General features: G+C 66.3%; 18 protein-coding genes. 8 read left to right on the forward strand and 10 right to left on the reverse strand.

What is annotated here, in order from left to right; translation table 11 throughout:
- Position 1 precedes the first annotated feature (1 nt).
- The 3 genes from thsA to BM167_RS06050 all read right to left on the reverse strand — a co-directional run bounded on the left by thsA (position 2) and on the right by BM167_RS06050 (position 3,278).
- A complete protein-coding gene (gene thsA / locus BM167_RS06040; protein ID WP_092890188.1) occupies positions 2 to 1,669 on the reverse strand; it encodes a thermosome subunit alpha in 1,668 nt (555 codons plus the stop codon).
- 175 nt (positions 1,670 to 1,844) lie between these two features.
- Complete coding sequence (locus tag BM167_RS06045) at positions 1,845 to 2,099, reverse strand: hypothetical protein (protein WP_092890191.1); 255 nt, start codon at positions 2,097 to 2,099, stop codon at positions 1,845 to 1,847.
- 24 nt (positions 2,100 to 2,123) lie between these two features.
- Positions 2,124 to 3,278 (reverse strand): mechanosensitive ion channel family protein, encoded by a 1,155-nt coding sequence (locus BM167_RS06050; protein WP_092890194.1) that lies wholly within the window; start codon positions 3,276 to 3,278, stop codon positions 2,124 to 2,126.
- A 93-nt stretch (positions 3,279 to 3,371) separates the two neighbouring features.
- Here BM167_RS06050 and BM167_RS06055 point away from each other — a divergent pair, with 93 nt between their 5' ends.
- Positions 3,372 to 3,884, forward strand: a complete 513-nt coding sequence (locus BM167_RS06055) for a metal-dependent hydrolase (protein ID WP_092890197.1) — start codon at positions 3,372 to 3,374, stop codon at positions 3,882 to 3,884.
- A 20-nt stretch (positions 3,885 to 3,904) separates the two neighbouring features.
- Here BM167_RS06055 and BM167_RS06060 read toward each other — a convergent pair whose 3' ends face one another.
- Positions 3,905 to 4,915, reverse strand: a complete 1,011-nt coding sequence (locus BM167_RS06060) for a hypothetical protein (protein WP_177213288.1) — start codon at positions 4,913 to 4,915, stop codon at positions 3,905 to 3,907.
- A gap of 97 nt (positions 4,916 to 5,012) precedes the next feature.
- Between BM167_RS06060 and BM167_RS18345 the strand changes: the two genes are divergently transcribed.
- On the forward strand, positions 5,013 to 5,177 hold the full coding sequence (locus BM167_RS18345) for a hypothetical protein (protein ID WP_177213289.1): 165 nt from the start codon (positions 5,013 to 5,015) through the stop codon (positions 5,175 to 5,177).
- 44 nt (positions 5,178 to 5,221) lie between these two features.
- Complete coding sequence (locus BM167_RS06065) at positions 5,222 to 5,809, forward strand: peroxidase-related enzyme (protein ID WP_092890200.1); 588 nt, start codon at positions 5,222 to 5,224, stop codon at positions 5,807 to 5,809.
- A 3-nt stretch (positions 5,810 to 5,812) separates the two neighbouring features.
- Here BM167_RS06065 and BM167_RS06070 read toward each other — a convergent pair whose 3' ends face one another.
- Positions 5,813 to 6,589, reverse strand: a complete 777-nt coding sequence (locus BM167_RS06070; protein WP_092890203.1) for a hypothetical protein — start codon at positions 6,587 to 6,589, stop codon at positions 5,813 to 5,815.
- A gap of 163 nt (positions 6,590 to 6,752) precedes the next feature.
- Here BM167_RS06070 and BM167_RS06075 point away from each other — a divergent pair, with 163 nt between their 5' ends.
- The 4 genes from BM167_RS06075 to BM167_RS06090 all read left to right on the forward strand — a co-directional run bounded on the left by BM167_RS06075 (position 6,753) and on the right by BM167_RS06090 (position 8,866).
- Complete coding sequence (locus tag BM167_RS06075) at positions 6,753 to 7,205, forward strand: response regulator (protein ID WP_092890206.1); 453 nt, start codon at positions 6,753 to 6,755, stop codon at positions 7,203 to 7,205.
- Positions 7,206 to 7,270: 65 nt separating this feature from the next.
- Positions 7,271 to 7,684: a CopG family ribbon-helix-helix protein gene (locus BM167_RS06080; protein ID WP_092890209.1), complete on the forward strand. Its 414-nt coding sequence runs from the start codon at positions 7,271 to 7,273 to the stop codon at positions 7,682 to 7,684.
- 52 nt (positions 7,685 to 7,736) lie between these two features.
- Complete coding sequence (locus BM167_RS06085; RefSeq protein WP_092890212.1) at positions 7,737 to 7,931, forward strand: cold-shock protein; 195 nt, start codon at positions 7,737 to 7,739, stop codon at positions 7,929 to 7,931.
- 164 nt (positions 7,932 to 8,095) lie between these two features.
- On the forward strand, positions 8,096 to 8,866 hold the full coding sequence (locus BM167_RS06090; protein ID WP_092890215.1) for a creatininase family protein: 771 nt from the start codon (positions 8,096 to 8,098) through the stop codon (positions 8,864 to 8,866).
- A gap of 37 nt (positions 8,867 to 8,903) precedes the next feature.
- Here the strand turns inward: BM167_RS06090 and BM167_RS06095 are convergent, their stop codons facing one another.
- Positions 8,904 to 10,559 (reverse strand): acetate--CoA ligase, encoded by a 1,656-nt coding sequence (locus tag BM167_RS06095; RefSeq protein WP_092890219.1) that lies wholly within the window; start codon positions 10,557 to 10,559, stop codon positions 8,904 to 8,906.
- A gap of 72 nt (positions 10,560 to 10,631) precedes the next feature.
- A complete protein-coding gene (locus BM167_RS06100; protein ID WP_092890222.1) occupies positions 10,632 to 11,750 on the reverse strand; it encodes a DUF8173 domain-containing protein in 1,119 nt (372 codons plus the stop codon).
- A gap of 179 nt (positions 11,751 to 11,929) precedes the next feature.
- Here BM167_RS06100 and BM167_RS06105 point away from each other — a divergent pair, with 179 nt between their 5' ends.
- Positions 11,930 to 12,904 (forward strand): aldo/keto reductase, encoded by a 975-nt coding sequence (locus BM167_RS06105; RefSeq protein WP_092890225.1) that lies wholly within the window; start codon positions 11,930 to 11,932, stop codon positions 12,902 to 12,904.
- Positions 12,905 to 12,960: 56 nt separating this feature from the next.
- On the opposite strand, the gene BM167_RS06110 is transcribed toward BM167_RS06105, so the two are convergent.
- The 3 genes from BM167_RS06110 to BM167_RS06120 form a co-directional block, all read right to left on the reverse strand.
- Complete coding sequence (locus BM167_RS06110) at positions 12,961 to 13,665, reverse strand: DICT sensory domain-containing protein (protein ID WP_092890228.1); 705 nt, start codon at positions 13,663 to 13,665, stop codon at positions 12,961 to 12,963.
- Between the two features lie 42 nt (positions 13,666 to 13,707).
- Positions 13,708 to 14,112, reverse strand: coding sequence for an ArsR/SmtB family transcription factor (locus BM167_RS06115; RefSeq protein WP_092890231.1), 405 nt, complete (start codon positions 14,110 to 14,112; stop codon positions 13,708 to 13,710).
- Positions 14,113 to 14,269: 157 nt separating this feature from the next.
- On the reverse strand, positions 14,270 to 15,472 hold the full coding sequence (locus BM167_RS06120) for an MFS transporter (RefSeq protein WP_092890234.1): 1,203 nt from the start codon (positions 15,470 to 15,472) through the stop codon (positions 14,270 to 14,272).
- Positions 15,473 to 15,498 lie beyond the last annotated feature (26 nt).

Consider the following 15,498-nt stretch of genomic DNA (forward strand, 5'->3'; position numbering starts at 1 on the left):
TTCAATGCCCGATCGCCCACGGGTAGCCGTGCGGGTCGCTTCGGAGTCCGCCGCCCGCGTGACTGTGGTCGTGGTCGTGACCCTCCTCGGAACCGTGGCTGCTGGGCGATTTGTTCGTCTGGATGATCTCGTCGATACGGAGGAGGAACCCGGCGGCGTCCGTCGCGTTGGCGACGACGCGGTCTTTCAGTCGGAGCGGTTCGGACACCCCCCGCGCGGTTACGTCGTCGATGGTACCGTCATCGGCGGCGACGCCGACGCCGCCGTCGCCGCCGTCGTGCCGACGCCGGAGTTCCAACAGCGCGTCGATAGGGTCCATACCGGCGTTCTGAGCCAGCGTGAACGGTATCCGTTCGAGGGCGTCGGCGAACGCCTCGACGGCGAACTGCTCTCGCCCGGCGACCGTCGGCGCGTACGACCGCAGGTCGCGCGCGAGTGCTATCTCCGTCGCCCCGCCGCCGGGAACGAGTCGCGGACGGTCCTCGAACGTCGCGAGAAGCGAGACGGCGTCGACGACGATTCGCTCCGTCTCGTCGACGACGTGGTCGGTGCCGCCGCGGAGCAAGAGAGACACCTGCGAGGACGACGCCTCTCGGACCGTCACGAACTCCGTCCCGGCGAGTTCCGTTCGCACGACGGCGTCGGCCCTCCCGACCGACTCCGCAGAGAGGTCCTCGAGGCGCATGACCGCCGAGGCACCCGTCGCGCGTTCGAGTTTGCGAACCTCGTCCTGTCGGGTCCGCTCGAAGACGAGAATACCCTCTCTGGCGAGTCGCGCACGCAGTCGTTCGTCGACCGACTTCTGACAGAACAGGACGTCGACGCCGCGCGTGGTGAGTGCCCGTTCGTACCGCCGGTACTCGTCCGTCTCGAACTCCTGTGCCCGTCGGAGGTCCTCGGCGTCCTCGAACGTGTACCCCGACGTGGCGTCCGGTTCCCGGACGGTGAGTTGGTCGTCGACGATTGCGACGCGGGCATCCGTCACCCGACGGGGCGCGGGTTCCGGCACGTCGGACAGGGACGTCGACGACCGGTCGGTATCGACGACCAGACCGTCGAGGAGTTCCGAATCGGTCGTCGCCGCACCCGGGACGCCGTGGACGGTGACGTTGCCGAGGCGCGGACCGTCGTCGCCTCGAACCGCGAGGTACGCCCGCGCCGAGAGGTCGGCGAGGAACGTCGAACGCTCCTCATCCCAGCGTCCGGTTATCGTCGCCGCCGCCACGTCCCGGAGCACCGACCGGTCCTCGGGGTCCGCCACCGACGCCACGTCGGCGAGCGTATCGCGCGCGCGTCTCGACGCCGTCCGGTAGCCGGTGACGACCGTAGTCGGGTGGAACCCCTCTTCGAGGAGGCTCTCTGCCTCCTTCAGCAACGCCCCCGCGAGGACGATTGCGGACGTCGACCCGTCGCCGACTTCGCCGCCCTGCGACCGAGCGACGCCCGCGACGACGTTCGCCGCCGGCGATTCGACGTCTATCCGATCGACGATGCTCGCGCCGTCGTTGGTCAGAACGACCGTCCCGTCCCCGACGAGCATCTTGTCTCGTCCCTTCGGTCCGAGCGTCGTCCGCAACACCTCCGAGAGAGCGACCCCCGCGGCGATGTTTCGACTCACCGCGTCGTCGGTCTGGCGCGTGATGTCCGCGATAGAGTCCGGCCCGTGCATGATAATGACTCGTACATCCGAACAGCGGGTTCGAACATAAACGTTCGGTTCAAATACTATTCTACGTTCACACGTTCCGACGGATCTTCGGGGGTCGCGGCCCCGTTCTCGCGTCGGGAGATGCGACGTCTGACACGTCCGCGTCGAGGCGGCGGCAGGACGCCGAGACGGGGCGTTAGGCGTCCTCGGAGCGGTCGCTGTCGTCTTCGTCGGTCGTCGGGTCGCTGGCGGCGGCACCGGGTTCGTCCACCAGGCGCTCTGCGTTCTCCCCCGAGGCGTCGTCTTCGACGCCCGCGCGCCCGATAGTCAGCAAAAACAGGTAGCCGACGACTCCCGCCGCGAACAACGCGACCGGGACGACGAACGGGCCGAACGTGTTGATGACGGCGTCTATCGCTTCTGCGACGCCCGACTGCATCGGCGCGACCATACGACCGTTCGGGCCTCAGCGACGTTACCGTTTGTGGAGTCCCTCGCCGGCGGAGTCACCGTCCGCGACGACGTTCGTCTCGACGCCGTCGCCGTTCGCGGCGGAGGCGGGGACGCCGTCGCCGATATCTTCCCGCCGGACCGTCACGTCGCGCTTGGGATACGGAATCTCGATATCCGCATCGAGGAGTGCCTCGTAGAGCGCTCGGTTGAGTTCGTGTTGGGCGCGGCGGCGGCGCGTCGGGCCGTTGACCCAACAGAGCAGTTCGTACTCCAACGCGGAGTCGCCGAACCGGCGGAATCGCATGCGCGGTTTCGGCGAGTCGAGGACGACGTCCGCCGCGAGGGCGACGGAGATGCCGAGTTCCTCGAAGGCGTCCACGTTCGTCCCGTAGGCCACGCCTATCGGGACGCGAATCCGGCGCCGACGCTTCGGGGCGGACTCGTTCGTTATCTTCGCGGCGTTGAGGACGGAGTTCGGCACCGTCACCAGCAGTTCGTCGCGCGTGAGAAGCGTCGTCGAGCGGATTCCCACCTTGACGACGGTTCCGGCGGTGCCGTCGTCGAGGACGATGTAGTCGCCTATCTTGTACGTGTCGTCGAAGTAGAGCGCTATCCCCCCGAAGAAGTTCGCGACGGTGTCCTTGGCGGCGAACCCGACGGCGATACCGGCGACGCCCGCCGCGCCGAGAAGCGGCGTAATCTCGACGTTCCAAAGCCAAAGGAGCGTCGCGGCGGCACCGCCGACGACGAGAAGCGTCCAGACGTTCGAGAACACCGGCGCGAAGTCGTACCGGCCGCCCGCCTTCGAGACGGAGTCGACGATTCGATTGACGATTCGGTTCGCGGCGACTGCCCAGACGACGACGATGAGAGAAAGCGAGGGGAGGCCGAAGAAACGCTCTACGAGGGCGGGGTCGACCACCACGGCGGTTCGGACCGACGGCACCTGCGTCAGGACGAACACGCCGGCGAGTGCCGCCGTGAGGACGACCGGAACCCGGAGTTCCGCGAGGACGATGTTGTCGTACTCGGTGTCCGTGTGCGTCACGTATCGACGGGCGGCGCGGATGACGACGAACTCCAGTGCGAGGGCCGCACCGAACGAGACACAGAGGACGAGAGCGGTGGTCTCCCACGCGCCGAGGCCGTCGAGAGACCGGACCAAGGGGTCGAACATAGCCGACTCAGACGCCCGCGAGAGATAACCGTTTCCAGTACGGTCTCCGCGTCAGACCGGTCGCTTTTTCCGGCCGCCTCGCAGACGGGGGGTATGTACCAACTGGGACACTACGGCGTCTCTCTCGTGGTGTTCTCGCCCTTCGGGTTCGCCTTCCTCCGCCTCGGACGACCGGAGTTGGCGTTCGTCACGGGCGCGGCGATGCTCGGGTTGTCGATGCTACCGGACGTCGACCACCGGGTGCCGTTCGTCTCCCACCGCGGCCCGACGCACTCGCTTCTGTTCGCCGCCGCCGTCGGCGGCGCGTTCGCCGGCGCGGGTCACCTCCTCGCCGATGCGGGGTCCGACCTCGGCGTCTCCGTCGCTCCCGGGGTCTTCGGTCTCAGTCTCCCGGCGTTCGGGTTTTCGGTCGGCGCTCTCACCGTCGTCGCGCACCTCCTCGGGGACGTCATCACACCCATGGGCGTGAACTTCCTGTGGCCGTTCACGAGGTCGCGCTACTCGCTGTCGCTTTGGCCCGCGAAGAGTCGCGCGGCGAACTACGGCCTCTTCGCGTCGGGTATCTTCGTCGCGTCGAGCGCGCTGTTTCTCGCGGTCAAACTGTAACCGCGTCCGGCGAACGGAGGCTACTCGTCCGACCCGGAGACGAACCGGAGCGTGTACGTGACGTAGCTATCGTCGTACGCGAGGAATCGCCGTTCGAGGCCCGATTCGACGCCAGCGTCCTTCTCGACGTCGCCGTCGAGGTAGGCCCAGTGGCCGAGTTTCTTCAGCACCGACTCGAAGGCGGCCGAGTAGGGGTGCGACTCCCGATACCCCTCCCGTCGCCTCGCTTCGATGAGAACGTCCCGTTCCTCCGACGACAGGTCGTCGCGGGCGAGGCGGGCGTCGAGGAGTTCCGCTCGCAGTATCGTCTCCATCTCCGAGTCGGACGTCGCGACCGCATCCACGTCCGGCCGGTAGACCGTTTCGTGAAACGTCTCCCGCGCGACGTCGACTTCGTAGACGGTCCGGCGGTGTTCGACGTACGAGGGACCGGACGGAGAGAGGAGTTCGCTCTCCGACGCCGCCGCCTCGTCTCGGTAGACGTACCCGTCGCGTTCGACGAGTCCGCGCGGGACGCCCCCGGCGTTCCCCCGCGCCCGCGCCGCGAAGTGCGCGATTTGGACCGCCCGTTCGTCGACTCGCGGGAGCGACCCGAGCGAGACGGGTTCGGGGGCGTCCTCGTCTCGTTCCGCCGACTCGACTTCGTACAATCGGAGGACGGGGTGAGCGACCGTCTCCTCGCCGACGACGAGCGAATCGAGGTGGTAGTAGGTCCCGTTCCGGCGGGCGTACGTCGGGTCGTCGTCTCCCCGCGCGAGAAACGGCGTGTGATGGCGGGTGGTAAACTCCTCTCCGTCGAGTGCCGCGTCGAACGCCGCCTCGTCCCACGCCGGTTCCGTCTCGGTCAGGTCCGCGACGTAGCGTTCGCGGAGAGAGCCGTCGAGTCGAGACAGCGACAGAGCGAGTTGCCGGGAAGTGCCGCCGTCGTCGCCGTCCGTTCGGCGATTCAGCGAACACCCGGCCAGAGAGGCGACTAATCCGAGTCCGCCGGCGGCCACCACCCGCCGACGAGTGGGGTTACTGGAGGGCATACCGGCATCTGCGTGCGCGCTCTCATAGTCGTTCTCCTTCGTTGACCAGTTCGGCGGCCCCGAAACAGTAATCCTGTGACAGACCGACGGTTCGAATATGGGCGACAGCGACCCGGACCAGAACAACCCGCTCTCGCCGTACTTCCCCTCCGAGACGCCGACCGTCCCGGGAAACGGCCGCCGGTGGGTCGCGATTCTCTTGGCCGCGACGATTCTCGGCGGGGCACTCTACGGGTTCCTCTCGGCGCTTCTCCCGTTGTGACCCGGCGGGCGAATCCTTAAGGGTCGACCCGGAAGAACACGCGTATGGTCGAGTTCGAATCCGACGCGATGCGACGCTTTCCGGTCCCCGAGTACGACGAACTCCCCTCGGACCTCCGCGAACGAATCGACGAGGAGACCGAGCGTGCGGGCTTTACGCCGAACGTCTTTGCGGGGTTCGCCTACAAACCGAGTCACTTCCGGGCGTTCTTCGACTACCACGACGCCCTCGTGGAGGACACCGCCTTAGACAGAGAGGAGGTGGAGATGATTATCGTCGCCGTCTCGGGCGTCAACCACTGCTATTACTGTAACGTCGCCCACGGCGCACTCGCCCGCATCTACGCCGAGGACCCGACGCTGGCGGACCAACTCGTCGCGAACTACCGGACGGCGGACGTCTCCGACGAACGCCTCGTGATGTTGGACGTGGCGGTGAAACTCACGGAACGGCCGACCGAGGTGAGTGAAGCGGACTTCGAACACCTCCGCGAGGCGGGATACTCGGAGGAGGCCATCTGGGACATCGGCGCGGTGACGGCCTTTTTCAACCTCTCGAACCGGATGGCGATGTTCGCCGACATGCGTCCGAACGACGAGTTCCACACGCTGGGCCGAGAACCGCGCGAGTGAGCGTCAGAAGACGCCGAAGACGAACCCCAACCCCATTCCGATGAGCACGAGAGCCGAAATCGTCGGAAAGTACGGAGCGACGGCCGCCACGCGTTCTTCGTACCGGTAGTACCCCGCCACGAGGAGTAAGGTGAGGCCGACGATGCCGACGACGACGGTGAGAGCGTAGGCGGTCATCAGTTCGAGGCAGTAGTTCGACCCCGAACAGAGGAGGATGATCTCGAACTCCTCTTCGTGGGCGAACCCGAGGACGAACGCGAAGGAGGCGAGACTGGCGAGCGTCGTCTCCGAGGGGTCGTCCGGTTCCGAGTGGTCGTGGCCGTGGCCGCCGGACGGGAGGAACGCGCGGAGGCGGGTGAACAAGCCGTCGTCGTGAGTGTGGTCGTCGGAGTGGTCGTCGTGTGTGTGACCGTCGGAGTGGTCGTGCGACGCGTCGCCGTGGACGTGGCCGTGACTGTCCTCGTGGTCGTGGCCGCGTCCGCCGCCGCGGAGTTCGTTCAGACCGAGGAGAATCAAGAGGACGCCCGCTACCGTCGGAAGCCACGACGCCTCACCGAGGTCGAAGTACGACTTCGCGGCGAAGAACGCGACGACCATCGCGAGACTGCTGACGAGGTGGCCGACGCCGAGGACGATACCCGCGAGAGCGCCGTGGACCCACTTTCTCCGCTTTTCCATCGCGTACGCCGCCGCGACGGGCCATCCGTGTCCGGGTTCGACGCCGTGGACGACGCCGAGACTCACCGCACCGACGAACAGCCCCGTCAGTTCACTCGCCATGAGGAGATATCCGAGCAGGTGGCGTAAAACGGCTGTTAAGACGGGTTCGGAGGTTTCGTAATAACGCCGTTCCCGCACGTCGGCGGTGGAAGATACGTAGCGACGGAAACAGGTAAGATTCGCTTACATCGACGTTTTATCCCCCCACCGATTGATAAGAGTAATGGCCACCGACGCGGAAGTCGACCCTATCGAAATTCTGCTCGTCGAGCCGAGCCCGGGAGATACGCGACTGTTCACAGAGCAGTTCAAGGACGCGAAGATTCTGAACAGCCTGAACGCGGTGACCGACGGCGAGTCAGCCCTCGATTACGTCCACCGACGCGGCGACTACGCGGACGCGCCGCGTCCTGACCTCATCCTGTTGGAACTGCAACTGCCCGGAAAGAGCGGCGTCAAGGTCCTCTCCGAACTGGAAGACGACCCCGAGGTGAGCGACATCCCCGTCGTCGTCCTGACGAGTTCCGACCTCGGCGAGGAGATGGTCCGGTCGCACGGGCTGGAGGCGGACACGTACATCCAGAAACCGGTCGAACCCGACGAGTTCGTGGAGTTCGTCCAGTCGGTCGAGGACTTCTGGCTCGCCATCGTCCAACGGAATCCGGCCGCGGACTAGCGCCGACAGAGAGCGAGCCGTCCGCACCACTCTCTTTCTTGGTCCTCCGCCGCCGACCGTCGGTCATGCGAACCAGTCTGAACGTGCCCGACGACGTGCTCTCTTCGTTCGACGCCGTCTGGCAGGCGGAGGGCATCGACTCTCGGTCGCGCGCAATCCGCGAGGCGATGTTAGAGTACGTCGAGTCGCACAGTCGCCTCGAAGACGCCGACGGAGACATCGCCGCCGTCGTCGTCTTCGACTACGAACACGAGGCGGTCATCGGCGAGTTGCACGTCGTCCAACACGAGTTCGAGTCGGTCATCGACGCGACGAGTCACACCCACCACGGCGAGTGGTGTCTCGAAGTGGCGTTCTGCGAGGGACCGGCAGAGCGGGTCCGAAACCTCGTCTACCGCCTCCGCGACTTCGATGCCGTCCGCCGCGTCTCGGTGCTCTCTTTGACGACCGACTCCGCGGACGGGCGAGTGTCTGACTGACGAAGCCCGCGCCGGAATCCTTATCACTCTCCTCCGCGATATACCGTGCGTAATGGCGAAAGGTACGGTTGCGTTCTTTAACGACACGGGCGGTTACGGTTTCATCGAAAGCGACGATGCGGACGAAGACGTGTTCTTCCACATGGAAGACGTCGGCGGCCCCGACCTCGAAGAGGGTCAGGAAGTCGAATTCGAGATCGAGCAGGCCGACAAAGGCCCGCGAGCGAAGAACCTCGAACGCCTGTAAGACGCGACACGACAGCGGTACTGCGGTCGGCGATTCACGTCGACTCTCACCACGTTCTGCCGTTTTTCACGCCGTCGAGTTCCGACTCCGCCCGGCGCGGTTCGCCCCGGGTGCGACGTCGTTTCACACCACACTATTGGTCGTGCCCGCCCGACGTACCGACGATGTATCTCGGAGACGAAACGTGGCCTGACCTCGGCGAGTACTTCGAGGACGAATCGCTCGCGTTGGTTCCGACCGGGTCCACCGAACAGCACGGCCCGCATCTCCCGGAGGCGACGGACCACCTCATCGCCGAAGCGTTCGCCAGAGAGGCGGCCGACCGGACGGGCTATCTCTGCACGCCGACCGTGAACGTCGGCGTCAGCGGTCACCACCGGCAGTTCCACGGGACGATGTGGGTCGAACCGCAGGTGTTCCGAGAGTACATGGAGTCTCTGACGCGGAACCTCACGGAACACGGCATCGACCGGGTCGTCTACGTGAACGCCCACGGCGGGAACGTCCCCCACCTCCGGGAGGTCGGTGCCCGCCTCCGGGAGGACGAGACGGCGTTCGCGGTCGAGTGGATGTGGAACGAGAGCATCCCAGACCTGGTGGACGACCTCTTCGAACAGAACGGGCCGCACGGCGGGCCGAAGGAGACGGCGATGATCCAGTATCTCCGCTCCGAGTTGGTCCGCGAGGACCGCCTCGAAGAGGCGAGAGACGGCGGCGTTCCGAGCGTCGACGCCGCGGAGACGGTGAAACACGGGTCGCGGACGTTCTACGACGCGGCCGACAACACGGAAAACGGCGTCCTCGGCGACCAGACCGACGCCACGGCCGAGAAAGGCGAAAGACTGTTCGAGGCGGCCACGGAGCAACTCGTAGAACTCTGCGAGTGGATGGCCGCACGGGAGTACGAGGACCTGATGCCGAGAGACCACGTCTGAGGACGGGACTCGAACGGACGGGGGTCCGGACTGCGGCTTACCGTCCGAACGTCTCTTCTTCCTGCTTTCGGAGTTCGATGCGGCGTATCTTTCCGCTCGACGTCTTCGGGAGTTCCTCGACGAACTCCACCCGGCGGGGGTATTTGTAGGGGGCCGTCTCCGCTTTCATGAACTCCTGAAGTTCGGTCACCAGTTCGTCCGACGCCTCGCGTTCCTCCGTGAGGACGACGTACGCTTTCACCACGTCGCCGCGTTCCTCGTGCGGCGAGGCGACGGCGGCCGCCTCCGCGACGGCGGGGTGCGAAACGAGGGCGTCTTCCACCTCGAACGGGCCGATGCGGTAGCCCGCGGAGATTATGATGTCGTCCGCCCGTCCCTCGAAGAAGAAGTAGCCGTCCTCGTCGCGAGAGGCGAGGTCACCCGTGCGGTAGTAGTCGCCCGCGAACGTCTCGCGGTCCAGGCCCTCGCGTTCGAAGTAGCCGTCGAAGATACCCGGACAGTCGACGGGGACGGCGATTTCTCCGATGTCGCCCGCGCCGACTTCCGCCTCGTCGTCGTCGATTATCGTCGTCCCGAGGCCGGGCGTCGGTTTGCCCATGCTTCCGGGCTTTACGTCGATTCCGGGGTAGTTCGAGACCAGAGCGACCGTCTCGGTCTGTCCGTACCCGTCGCGGGGCGTGACGCCGAACGCGGATTCGAGAGCCTCTATCGGCTCTCGGTTCAGCGGTTCGCCCGCGGAGAGGGCCGCTCTGAGGGAGATATCGTACGCCGAAAGGTCCGCCTGCGCGAACATGCGGTACTGCGTCGGGACGGCACAGAGGCGGGTCACCTCCTCCGTTTCCATCACCGAGAGGAACGTCTCGGGGTCGAACTCGCCCTCGTAGAGCAACTGCGTCGCGCCCGTGGTGAGTCCGACGCCAACGGGACTCCAGAACCACTTTGCCCACCCGGTTCCGGTCGTCGCCCACAGCAGTTCGTCTTCGAGGTTCGGCACCTCGGACTCCTCGAACCCCGGCGCGACGACGCCGTCCGCGGTGACGCCCCACCAGTAGGGCGCGTTCACGAGTTCGAAACACCGCATCCACCGGTGGCGGTGCATCACCGGTTTCGGTTGCCCAGTCGTCCCCGAGGTGTAGTTTATCGACATCGGGTCCTCGGCGCGGAGTTCGGGTCCGTCGTGCGTCTCCGCGCGTCCGTCGGTCACCTCGCGGAACGACTCCCACCCCTCTCGGTCGCCGTCTAAACAGACGAACGTAGAGAGGGGCGTCTCCTCGCGGACGGCGTCTACCATCCCGACGAGAGACTCGTGAGCGACGACGGCCGCCGCGTCGCAGTCCGACGCCCGATAGGCGATGTCTTTCGGCTTGAGCATCGACGAACAGGGGACGAGAACCGCGCCGCGTTTCAGCGCGCCGAGTTGAATCGCGAACACGTCCGGATGTCGCGGGAGGAGATGTAACACCCGGTCGCCCGCCTCGACGCCTTCCGCCTCCAACCCGTTGGCAAAGCGGTTCATCTCCCGGCGCAGGTCGGCGTACGTCCTCTCCTCGCGGACGCCCTCGGAGTCCCGGAAACGGAGGGCGACTCGGTCGCCGAACGAATCGGCGTGAGATTCGATGACCGCGGGGAGGTTGTACTGCTCGGGAACGTCCCACTCGAACGAGTTCACCGCGGCTTCGTAATCCATTGTCATGGTATCACATCCGCCAGTATCCTAATAATTGTTCGTGTATGTGGACGTTCCGCGTCGGAAAAACGAGCGGGGTCAGACCGGCTGGGACCCCTCGGTCGGGGGTTCCTCTCGTACGGTCGCGTCTCCTCCCTCGTCGTCGTCCGGCATCCGGTCGCGGAGTGCCAGCGCGAACGCCCCGAGACCCACGACGAGGGCGGCGAACTGGACGACGCCGCCGAACGGGAGTAGTCCCGCGAGAGAGACCAGGAAGACGCCCACGAAGAGGGCGACCCACCGCTGGTCGTAGTCCGCGAGCGACAGGAGCCAGGTCCCGAGGACGAGAGCCCCGTAGACGGCCGCGGCCCACAGGACCAGCCCGAAGGCGGCGAACCCGGCCACGGAGAGGGGGATGCCCACGACGGTCACCACGAGCAAGACGAGGACGACGGGCACACCGACGAGTGCTAGCAGTCCGACGCCCGCGCTCTTTGCCGCCTCGGTCGTCGCGACGTCGGTGACGCGGCGCGCGAACCCGGGAGCGACGGCGAGCAGGAGTGCGCCGAGGACGAGGTTCGCGAAGAACCCGTAGAGGGCTACGAGAGCCGTAGAGACTGCGCTCGTGGCACCGCTCCGTCCGTCGAAGACGGGCGCGGTCTGGCCGAGCGTGTCGTCTCGGGTGACGGTGCCGCCGACGGTGGCCTCCTCGGAGACGGTGACGGTTCCGGCGTCGTACACTACGTCGCCGCCGATATCGGCTCCGGGGCCGACGACGAACGTGTCCGCTCCGACCGTCACGTCGCCCGCGACGGTCCCGTCGATTCGGGCGTCTGCGGCTCCCGCTTCGAGCGAACCGCCGACGACGGCGGCGTCGCCGACGACGAGCGAGGCGGTTCCGACGGAGACGTCGCCGTCGACTGCGCCGTCGATAGTGACCGAGCCCGCGGCCGCAGCGACGTCTCCGGTGACGCGGCCGGTGTCGGTCACGACGACGCGTCCGGCGGCGACTTGGAGACTCCCGTCTACCGTTCCGGCGACGACGACGGACCCGCCGGCGACTCGGAGGTCACCCTCGTGTGTTTCGCCCGCTTCGACGGTGATAGCGCCGCCGAACGGGGTGTCTGTCTGAGCGCTCACGACGCCCGTGGTGCCGACGAGGAGGACGAACACCGCGAGTATCGCGAGGAGTTTTCGCGTGAGGGCAGTAGTGGTCATGGCTGTGCTCCGAACGGACCGAGTGTCGGTTCGTTCTCACCGGAGAGTACGCTCCGTCGGTCGATAAAGCGGACGTACGGCTCTCACCCCCCGAGAACCGTCCGAAACGGCGGATTCACCGGCCGTCCGGGCCGCCTCCCGTGGCTTCTTTGTCGCGGCGCGGGATGGTACCTTCGCGCATGGAGTATACGACGCTCGGAGACACCGGCATGGAGGTATCGCGAATCTGCCTCGGATGTATGAGTTTCGGCACCAGCGACTGGCGCGAGTGGGTGTTAGACGAAGAGGAGGGGAAGGAACTCGTCGACAGGGCCATCGAACTCGGAATCAACTTCTTCGACACCGCGAACATGTACTCGGAGGGCGAGTCAGAACGCGTCCTCGGAGAGGCGTTGGAGGGCCGCCGCGACGAAGCCGTCGTCGCGACGAAAGTGTACTTCCCGATGGACGAGGAGAACCCGAACTCCGGCGGTCTGTCGCGGAAAGCCATCGAACAGGAACTGGACAACTCCCTCGACAGACTCGGGATGGACGCGGTGGACCTCCTGCAGATTCACCGATACGACCACGACACGCCCATCGAGACGACGCTTCGCGCGTTGGACGACGCCGTCCGCCGCGGGAAGGCGCGGTACGTCGGCGCGTCGTCGATGTGGGCACACCAGTTCGCCGACGCCCTCCACACCGCGGACAGCCTCGGACTCGAACGGTTCGCGACGATGCAGAACCACTACAACCTCCTCTACCGCGAGGAGGAACGCGAGATGCTACCGCTCTGTGAGAAAGAGAACGTCGGCGTCATCCCGTGGTCGCCGCTGGCGCGCGGGTGGGTCGCACGCCCCCACGAGGAGGCAAAGTCCACTACGCGCGGCGAGACTGACGAACTCGCGCACGGCCACCCGTACCTCGAAGGCGGCGGCCGCGAGGTGAACGAACGCGTCGAGGAACTCGCCGCGGAGAAGGGCGTGAAGATGGCCCAGATAGGGCTGGCGTGGCTATTCCACAAAGAGTGGGTGGACGCGCCCATCGTCGGTACGACGAGCATCGAACACCTCGAAGACGCCGTCGAAGCTCTCGATATCGACCTCTCCGATTCAGATATGGAGTATCTCGAAGAGCCCTACGAACCCGTCCGCGTCTCCGGACACGACTGAGGCGGAGTGCGGGCCGTGAGGGGGCAGACAGCGCGTGAGACGCGCGGGGTCGCCGTTCAGCCGAGTTCGGCCAGCGCCGAATCGACGAGAGCGGCGTCGTAGGTCCAGACGCCGTAGAACGTCCCCTCCGTCCGTTGTTCGGCGACGAGCGCGTTCTTTCTGTCGTCGTCGCCCCCGCCGTCGAAGACGAGAAACCAGTATCGCCCCACGCCGTCCCGGGAGACTGGGTGAAGCGTCACCTCGCAGTCCGAAAACTCGTCAGTCGCGCCGTCGAAGTCGCAGTAGACGTGGATGTCGAGGTCGGTCTCCGCGGCCATCTGACGGTAGAGCGGCGCCTGCGCGCGGAACGCCGAGAGCGACTGGAAGCCGACGTGGAACGCTCCGCGGCCCGTGCGCCAGGCGCGGTCCTCGAACTCCCGAGAGGTGGCGAGAAGTTGCCGCCGCGTCAGCGAAGCGAACACCGTGTCGTCCAGCAACTCGAAAAGAGCCCGGTACTCCGGGGAGAGTTCCGTCACGTCGTACGGGTGGGTAATCGGCGGCCAGAGAAACGTCTCGAGGTTTTCGAGGGTTATCGCGCCGCGAAACTGCCCGTCTTCGAGAATCGTCAGAAACGGCTCGGGGCCCCCGTTCGGAATCTTCCTGAACTCGACGTCGACGTTCCGCACGTCGAACTGCTCTCTGAAGTCACCCGGCTCTGGAGCGTGGTAGACCACCGTCTTCCGGCGGTTCTCGGCTTCTTCGAGTATCGATGCGAGAGTCATGGTTCGTGCCAGCGCTGAACCGTCGTCGCCGAAACGCCGTCGCTACGGGGCCCCCGTCACCTGTTCGTATCGGTAGCCGAGTCGAATCAGGTCGCGGACCGGTTCGGAGAGCGCAGACAGTCGTATCTCGCCGTCGTCGGAGTCGAACCGAACGAGGCCGCTGTCTTCGAGTATCGGCAGGTGGACGTGAAACAGCGCCGTCGCGACTCGCTCTCGGTCCTCGGGGGCGACGACGGCGTTCTCTGTGGCCCACCACCCGACCAGCGTGTCCGCCAACTCCGATACCGTCGTCCGGGGGTCGTCCAAGAGCAACCACAGCGTCCGTCGTCTCGTAGTGTTTGCGAGCACTTTGAACAACTGGTCGGTCGGCGGCGCGTCGTCAGTGACGGTGTCTCCCCACCGTTCGACGTTCACGGGTGCTCCGTCTGAGTCGTTCGTCCCTGTCATAGATTCCTCCGCGGTCGGGGCGATTACCCCAGTACTGTATCGAACGTCACCGTATTGATGTTTCGGGTGGGCGGGAGAGACGTGTACGAACGGATATTTTGACATCCCCCATCCGAACAAACCGCCCGTTCGGCCACAGCTATGGCGAACGAAGCGGTCAGTCGTCCGCCGAGAGCGACTGCCCGCCGGTCCGCGAGGGTGCGAGTCGACTGACCGCCCGCGCGGCGACGAGGGCGATGGCGACTTCGGAGAGCCCGACGGCGAGAAACGCCGCGAGGTAGCCCGCCGTGCTGGTGGCGACGCCCCCGACGACGAACCCGGCGAGAAAGCCGAGACTGCCGAAGACGTTGAAGCCGCCGAGCGCCGCCCCGCGTTCCTCGGGGGCGGCCACGTCGGTGACGAGCGCCATCGTCGCCGGGGCGACGAGTGCGCCGAACCCGCCGACGACGACCATCGCGGCCACGGCGAGTCCGAGCGTCGGCGCGAGTCCGACGGCGACGATGGAGAGCCCGAAACAGACGGAGCCGACGACGACGGGCGTGAACCGACCGATGCGGTCCGAGAGGATACCGGACGGATACTGTAGGAGTGCGAAGGGTAGGAAGAACGCCGCGAGTGCGAGGCCCGCCCCGAACGCGTCGAGTCCGAACGTCTCGCGGAAGTAGTAGACGCCGACGAGCGCGAAGAATCCGGCCGTCATGCGGTCGATGAACCCGAACGCGTAGGGGACAGCGAGCACTGGCTTCTCGCTCAGTCGGGACAGCGCGGGACCGAGCCGAATCCGGACGCCGTCGGGCGTCCGGTCGGGGGCCGTCGCGACCACCACCGCGGTGGCAAAGAGGAGAAACGTCGCGCCGTACAGCGGATAAAACGGGTCTACGTCGGCGAGTAGCCCACCGACGACGGACCCGAGCGCCGCCCCGAGACCGATGGCGATGCCCGCCGCGCCCATGTTGCGGCCGTTGCCGCCCGAGAGGTCCGCGAGCGCGGTCATAGACAGCGAGAACGCGCCGATAGTCATCGCTCCGCCGAGGGCGCGAATCAGGAGTATCGCGGAAAACGGGAGTCCGAGAGCGGAGGCGGCGACGAGGAGGAGATAGCCGCCCGCCCCGCCGAGTGCGCCGAGGACGACGAGCGGTTTACGCCGTCCGAGAGCGTCGCTCGCGGCCCCCCAGACGCCGGCGAAGACGACGAACGCCGCGAACTCCGCCACGAGAAACCACATCCCCGCGTTCACGTCACCCGACCCGCCGAGGGCGACGACGAGGTCAGAGACGCCGGGGTAGACGAGCACCTGCGAGACCAACACCGCCCACACGGCGAGGGCAAGACGCACGCGTTCGCTCCGTCGTCCGTCCATACGGACACGTCGGCGTCACCGACCAA

The sequence above is a fragment of the Halopelagius inordinatus genome (assembly GCF_900113245.1).
Taxonomy (GTDB): domain Archaea; phylum Halobacteriota; class Halobacteria; order Halobacteriales; family Haloferacaceae; genus Halopelagius; species Halopelagius inordinatus.

Bases quoted from the DNA above. Each gene is read 5' to 3' on its own strand.
- thsA (WP_092890188.1), bottom strand. From the start codon at position 1,669: ATGCACGGGCCGGACTCTATCGCGGACATCACGCGCCAGACCGACGAC.
- BM167_RS06045 (WP_092890191.1), bottom strand. From the start codon at position 2,099: ATGGTCGCGCCGATGCAGTCGGGCGTCGCAGAAGCGATAGACGCCGTC.
- BM167_RS06050 (WP_092890194.1), bottom strand. From the start codon at position 3,278: ATGTTCGACCCCTTGGTCCGGTCTCTCGACGGCCTCGGCGCGTGGGAG.
- BM167_RS06055 (WP_092890197.1), top strand. From the start codon at position 3,372: ATGTACCAACTGGGACACTACGGCGTCTCTCTCGTGGTGTTCTCGCCC.
- BM167_RS06060 (WP_177213288.1), bottom strand. From the start codon at position 4,915: ATGCCCTCCAGTAACCCCACTCGTCGGCGGGTGGTGGCCGCCGGCGGA.
- BM167_RS18345 (WP_177213289.1), top strand. From the start codon at position 5,013: ATGGGCGACAGCGACCCGGACCAGAACAACCCGCTCTCGCCGTACTTC.
- BM167_RS06065 (WP_092890200.1), top strand. From the start codon at position 5,222: ATGGTCGAGTTCGAATCCGACGCGATGCGACGCTTTCCGGTCCCCGAG.
- BM167_RS06070 (WP_092890203.1), bottom strand. From the start codon at position 6,589: ATGGCGAGTGAACTGACGGGGCTGTTCGTCGGTGCGGTGAGTCTCGGC.
- BM167_RS06075 (WP_092890206.1), top strand. From the start codon at position 6,753: ATGGCCACCGACGCGGAAGTCGACCCTATCGAAATTCTGCTCGTCGAG.
- BM167_RS06080 (WP_092890209.1), top strand. From the start codon at position 7,271: ATGCGAACCAGTCTGAACGTGCCCGACGACGTGCTCTCTTCGTTCGAC.
- BM167_RS06085 (WP_092890212.1), top strand. From the start codon at position 7,737: ATGGCGAAAGGTACGGTTGCGTTCTTTAACGACACGGGCGGTTACGGT.
- BM167_RS06090 (WP_092890215.1), top strand. From the start codon at position 8,096: ATGTATCTCGGAGACGAAACGTGGCCTGACCTCGGCGAGTACTTCGAG.
- BM167_RS06095 (WP_092890219.1), bottom strand. From the start codon at position 10,559: ATGACAATGGATTACGAAGCCGCGGTGAACTCGTTCGAGTGGGACGTT.
- BM167_RS06100 (WP_092890222.1), bottom strand. From the start codon at position 11,750: ATGACCACTACTGCCCTCACGCGAAAACTCCTCGCGATACTCGCGGTG.
- BM167_RS06105 (WP_092890225.1), top strand. From the start codon at position 11,930: ATGGAGTATACGACGCTCGGAGACACCGGCATGGAGGTATCGCGAATC.
- BM167_RS06110 (WP_092890228.1), bottom strand. From the start codon at position 13,665: ATGACTCTCGCATCGATACTCGAAGAAGCCGAGAACCGCCGGAAGACG.
- BM167_RS06115 (WP_092890231.1), bottom strand. From the start codon at position 14,112: ATGACAGGGACGAACGACTCAGACGGAGCACCCGTGAACGTCGAACGG.
- BM167_RS06120 (WP_092890234.1), bottom strand. From the start codon at position 15,472: ATGGACGGACGACGGAGCGAACGCGTGCGTCTTGCCCTCGCCGTGTGG.